Annotated in this window: 4 protein-coding genes; 2 read left to right on the forward strand and 2 right to left on the reverse strand. The window is 73.0% G+C overall.

Annotated elements, in window-relative coordinates; translation table 11 throughout:
- Both AC1DP0_RS17175 and AC1DP0_RS17180 read left to right on the forward strand, forming a co-directional pair.
- A partial coding sequence (locus tag AC1DP0_RS17175) for an SbcC/MukB-like Walker B domain-containing protein (RefSeq protein WP_478086639.1) occupies positions 1–1,952 on the forward strand: 1,952 nt, incomplete at its 5' end.
- 110 nt (positions 1,953–2,062) lie between these two features.
- Entirely contained in the window at positions 2,063–2,443 is a 381-nt protein-coding gene (locus AC1DP0_RS17180) for a DUF1304 domain-containing protein (RefSeq protein WP_478086641.1), read from the forward strand.
- On the opposite strand, the gene AC1DP0_RS17185 is transcribed toward AC1DP0_RS17180, so the two are convergent.
- Both AC1DP0_RS17185 and paaN read right to left on the reverse strand, forming a co-directional pair.
- The gene (locus AC1DP0_RS17185; protein WP_478086643.1) at positions 2,436–3,806 is read right to left on the reverse strand and encodes an MFS transporter; all 1,371 of its coding nucleotides are present in this window, start codon (positions 3,804–3,806) and stop codon (positions 2,436–2,438) included. The genes AC1DP0_RS17180 and AC1DP0_RS17185 overlap by 8 nt on opposite strands.
- Positions 3,807–3,813: 7 nt before the next feature.
- On the reverse strand, positions 3,814–5,538 hold the full coding sequence (gene paaN / locus AC1DP0_RS17190) for a phenylacetic acid degradation protein PaaN (RefSeq protein WP_478086645.1): 1,725 nt from the start codon (positions 5,536–5,538) through the stop codon (positions 3,814–3,816).
- Positions 5,539–5,660 lie beyond the last annotated feature (122 nt).

Here is a 5,660-nt window from a genome sequence, read left to right on the forward strand (position 1 = left end):
CCTTGGCGCAGGCCCGGGAGCGGGTCCAACCGGCGCTGCGCGAGCGGGGTCCAGCCGCCCTGCGCGAGGCCGCGGCCCAGGCGCGTGAGGTCGTCGGATCCCTCACCGGCGCCATCGTCCTCGAGGGAGCGCTCCCCGGCCGCGTCGGGGAGCTGGCGCGGCTGCGCGAGCGGCTCGACGGCATACGCCGGTCGGCGGCATCCGTGTCGACCGAGCTCGAGGCGCTGCCCGCAACGATCGCGATGCACGACGAGGCCCTGACCGAGGCGCGTCGCGTCGCCGCGCTCCTGGACGGACGGGCGGCCGAGGGTGAGCGCGCCCGGGACCGGCTCGAGGCAGCGGTGGCCCACGAGGCCGCCGCCTCCCGGGTGCCCCGCGCCGAGGCTGCCGCGACCCAGGCGCTGTCGACGGTGGCGACGGCCGAGACGTCGCTCGCCGGGCTGCGCCGGGCTCGCATCGACGGCATCGCCGGCGAGCTGGGGCTCTCCCTCGTCGACGGCGACCCGTGCCCGGTGTGCGGCTCCGTGGAGCACCCGTCCCCGGCCCACCCGACGCTCGGTGCCGTGACGCCCGAGCAGATCGACGCCGAGGAGTCCCGGGTCGTGCGGCTCCGCGAACAGGCCACGCAGGCGGCCGAGGCGCTTGGCACCCTCCGGTCCGAGGTGCGCGAGCTCGCCGCGCGCTGCGACGGGCTCGACGTCGCGACGGCCCGGTTGCGGGCCGAGGCCGCGGCACACGAGCTCGCCGCATCGGTGCAGGCCCGCTCCGACGTCGAGGCGGGGGCGGTCCGCGTGGCCGAGCTGCGCGAGCGCGTCGACGTCCTGTCGGCGCAGAAGAGCAGCCTCGGAGCCGACGCGGCCCGCACCGAGCAGGCCGTGGCCGATCTCGAGGCGCGCATCACCGAGGAGACGTCACTCGTCGAGCAGGCTCGCGACGGCCACCCCAGCGTCACGGCCCGTCGTGACGACCTCGTCGACGGGGCCGCGCGCATCGACGCCCTGATCGACGCCCTCGCCCAGCGCGACGTGGCGGCCGCGTCCGTCGCCGAGGACACCGCCGCCCGCGACGCCGACCTCGCCCAGTTCGGCTTCGCCGACGTCGCCGAGTGGATGGCGGCCGACCGCGGAGCGGAGTGGATCAATGCCAAGACGCGCGAGATCGCCGAGTTCGAGCGCGCGTGCACCCAGGTGCGGGCGGGGCTGACTGGCCCCGAGCTCGCCGACGTCCAGCTCGACGCCCTCTTCGACGACATCGAGCAGCTCGAGGCCCTCGCTGCCGCCGCCAAGAAGGAGCTCGAGGCCGCGACCAACGAGCACGGCAGCCTGCGTGACCAGGTCAGCCGCACCAGGCGACGCGTCACCGACGTGCGCGAGGCCATGGCGCGCAACGCAGCCGTCATCACCGAGACGGCCGACGCCGTCCGCGTCGGCCAGCTCGTCGCGGGCAACGGCGACAACCAGCTCAACCTCGACCTGGCGAAGTACGTCCTCATCCGTCGCTTCACTGAGGTGCTCTCGGCGGCCAACACCGAGCTGGGACGCTTCTCCGGAGGCCGCTACACGCTCGAGCACACCGACGCGAAGAAGGGCAACGCCAAGTCGGGCCTCGGTGTGCGCGTGCACGACATGCACACCAACCAGGTCCGCGAGGTCGGCACGCTGTCCGGCGGCGAGACCTTCTACGTCTCGCTGTCGCTCGCGCTCGCGCTGGCCGAGGTGGTCCGGGCCGAGTCCGGCGGGGTCGACCTCGGCACGCTCTTCGTCGACGAGGGCTTCGGCACGCTCGACCCCGACGTGCTCGACGACGTCATGCACACGCTCGAAGGGCTGCGCGAGGGCGGCCGCACCGTCGGCATCGTCAGCCACGTGACCGAGCTGAAGTCGCGGGTGGCCGACCGCATCGAGGTGCTCGTCCGGCCCGACCGCACCAGCACCCTGCGCATCACCGCCTGAGCGCCACTCGACAGAGCGCACGCTGCGTGGCGCTCGTCCGCCTCGATCGCAAGAGCAATCCGTCCGTTCGGCGCGCGGCTCCGGACGGCACACGCCCTTACGCTCCGAGCATGAGGATCGCCGCGAGCGTGTTCGTCGGGCTGGCCGCACTGCTGCACGTCTACATCTTCTGGATGGAGAGCATCGGCTGGACCCGGCCGACCGTCTGGAGGCGTTTCGGGGTCGCCGACCAGGCCGCGGCCGACGTGACCCGGCCGATGGCCTACAACCAGGGCTTCTACAACCTCTTCCTCGGACTCGGCGCCGCCCTCGGACTCGTGCTGTGGTGGACCGGTCACGACACGGCCGGCCGCACCCTCGTCCTGTTCTGCACGGGCTCGATGGTCCTCGCCGCGACCGTCCTGGTGACGACGGGGCGCAGCTACCTGCGTGCCGCGTTGACCCAAGGCACCCTGCCGCTCATCGGCTTCGTGCTGACCCTGCTCAACTGACCTCAACGGCGGTGTGGTTCACGCGCGCCGCACCGACCACGAGGATGACGACGCCGATGACGGCCGACCCGCTGGCGAGGGCGGAGTAGCCGAGCGAGCCGACCACGACGCCGGCTGCCACGCCGCCCGCGGCGCCCGCCAACCCCATGAGCACGTCGGCAAGACCCTGGGTTGCCGGGCGCTCGTCGGTCGTGACGACGGAGGTGAGCAGAGTCGAGCCCGACACGAGCGTGCACGACCAGCCGACCCCGAGCAGGAAGAGGGCGACGAGCAGCAGCCCGGACCAGCCCGCTTGGGAGCGGGAGGCGAGAAGGGCGGCGAGCGTCAGGATCACCCCGCCCGTCATGGCGATGGATGCCGGACCCCAGCGGTCGACCGCGGCACCGACGAGGGGCGACAGCGCGAACATCCCGAGGATGTGCACCGAGATGACGAAGCCGATGACCTCGAGCTCGGCATGCCCGTGCTGCATGTGGATGGGGGTCATCACCATGACGCTCACCATGACGAGGTGGCCGAGCGCCATGACGAGCATCGCCTGGAGGACCCGAGGGTTGCCGCGCACCACGGTCAGGCCGCGGCGCATCGACCCGTCGTGGTTGGGCGCCTCTGCCGGCCCGACGGGGGCCGCCCCGACGGGGGCCGGCCCGACGACGTCCACCGGCTGGGTGGAGACGTCGTCAATCGGACGCAGCGCATCTGCTCGTCGGCTCTCGACACGCGCCTCGGCGTCGAGTGCGCGGGCGGTGAGCAGCGGGTCGGGTCGAAGCAGCCGGTCGACGACGAGCCACGCGAGCACGAAGCCGACGAGCGAGAAGAGGAACGTCCCGGCCAGCTCGGGCAGGCCGAGGCTGTGCGCGAGCGCCTTGCCCGGTCCGACGAGGTTCGGACCGGCGACGGAGCCGATCGTCGTGGCCCAGACGACGATCGACAGGTCACGGCCCCGGCGCAGGGGGGCGGCGAGGTCGGCCGCGGCATACCTCGCCTGGTTGTTGGCAGTGGTGCCGCCCCCGAAGAGGAACATGCCGACGGCGAAGAGTGGGAACGAACGCAGCACGGCAGCGACGAGCACAAGAGCGGCACCGACGAACGCCACGGCCAGCCCCCAGCGCAGGCCGACGCGGCGCCCACGGGCGGCCGTCGCGCGCGCGACGGGGATCGTCAGCAGGGCGGTGCCGAGGACCTGCGCGGTCGTCCCGACGCCCGCGAGGGCCTCGGTGCCGCTGAGGTCCTCGGCGAGCAGTGCTCCGACGGCGATGCCGCAGGCCATCCCGACTCCGCTGAGGATCTGCGACCCCACGAGGGTCCGGACGACCTTGCGCTGTACGGTCGTCCGGTCGAGCTGGGCAGGAGCTAGGACCACCCCCGCCTCAGACGTGTCGGCGTGACGTGATGACGCGGAAGCGGTTCGCGACGAAGGCGGCGTCGGTGTAGGCGGCGTTCGCGGCCGGGTTGGCGCCGGTGCCGTGGAGGTCGGAGAAGGCTGCCGTCTGGTTGACGAAGATCTGGCCGGTGAGGTTCTCGGACAAGGCAACTCCTCCTTCGGCGGCGGCGTCCCGCGCTGCGTCGAGGACCTCGTGGCTCGTCGAGTAGACGGCGGCCGTCATGGCGCCGTGCTCGCGCACGGTGTCAGCGAGCTGCGCGAGCGACTGCTCCGTCGACGCCGTGCGGATGAGGAAGCCGACCGGCCCGAAACACTCCTGCGTGTAGACGTCCTCGCGCGCGACGTCCACGGCGACGAGACCCGGGGCGCGCACGACGGCGTCGGCCCACGCCGGGTGGGTGATGCGACGAGAGTCGAGCACGACGCGACCATCGGCATCCGCGGCGATCGACGCGAGCGACTCGGCGTTGTCGCGAACCTGGTCGTTGACCGTGGCCCCGAGCAGCTCGACGGCCTTGGCGTCGTCGCCGGTGAGCCGGCCGACGGCCCCGGCGAGCCGGTGGCCGAACTCGTCGAAGGTCAGGTGCCCCTCGTCGGTGTCGACCCCACCCTCGGGGACGTAGAGGTTCTGCGGCGCCGTGCACATCTGGCCCGAGTAGAGGGTGAGGCTGAAGGCGAGGTTGCCGAGCATCCCCTTCAGGTTGTCGGTCGAGTCGACGACGATCGAGTTGAGGCCGGCCTTCTCGGTGTAGACGAGCTTGCCGTGGGCGGCCGCCGACTCCTCGAGCCAGGCGCCGAAGGTCGGACCGCCGGTGTAGTCGATGATCGCGACCTCGTCGCGCTCGGCGAGGGTCTTGGCGAGGCCCTGCCCGTCGGCTTCGGCGGCGAGCTGCACGAGTGCCGGGTCGAATCCGGCCTCCGCGAGCACCTCGCGGGCGACCTCGACCGAGATCGCGAGCGGCAGCACGGCGCGCGGGTGCGGCTTGACGACGACGGCGTTGCCGGTCACGAGCGAGGCGAAGATCCCAGGGTAGGCGTTCCACGTCGGGAACGTGTTGCAGCCGATGACGAGGGCCACGCCGCGCGGCACGATGCGGTAGTCCTTCTGCATCCGGGTCGGCGCCGGGTTGCCCTCGCGGTCACGGCCCGGCTTCTCCCAGAGCACCGAGGCGGGCACGCGCTCCTGCTCGACGAGCCCGGCCGCGATCGCCTCGATCGCGCGGTCCTGGGCGTGCGGCCCACCGGCCTGGAACGACATGACGAACGGCTGGCCCGACGTGTGCATGACGGCGTTGGCCAGCTCGAAGCTGCGCCGGTTGATCCGGTCGACGATCTCGACGCACACCGCCGCCCGCACCTGCGGGCCTGCGTCCCGCCACGCCGGCATCGCCGCGCGAGCGGCCGCGAGACCGGCGTCGACGTCGAGCGCCGGGTAGGTGACCCCCAGCGTCGGTCCGTAGGGCGAGACCTCGCTGCCCACGAAGGTGCCGTCGGTCGGCTGGCTCGACAGGGCGGCATACGCCCCGCCCAGGTGCGCCTCGTGAGCGGCCAGCCCGTCGGCCGCCGCCGTCTCGCCGTAGACGCGAGGGCTGGGCGACTCGGGATAGCGGGAGTACCAGGAGCGGCTCGCCAGTGCCTGACGGATCTCGTCGAGGACCCCGGTGTGCGCGTCGAGCAGGGGGTGGGTGGGCGTCGTTGCCGGTGCAGTCACGGGTCGATGCTAGCCCCGGCGGACACGGCGGCCGTATGCCGTCGGGCGCCGTTTCGCGACCGCCCCCGCGCACACGCGCGGGCGACCCGGCAGGATGGCGGGCATGGACACGGACCTCACCG

This window comes from Terrabacter sp. P5_B1 (assembly GCF_056400505.1).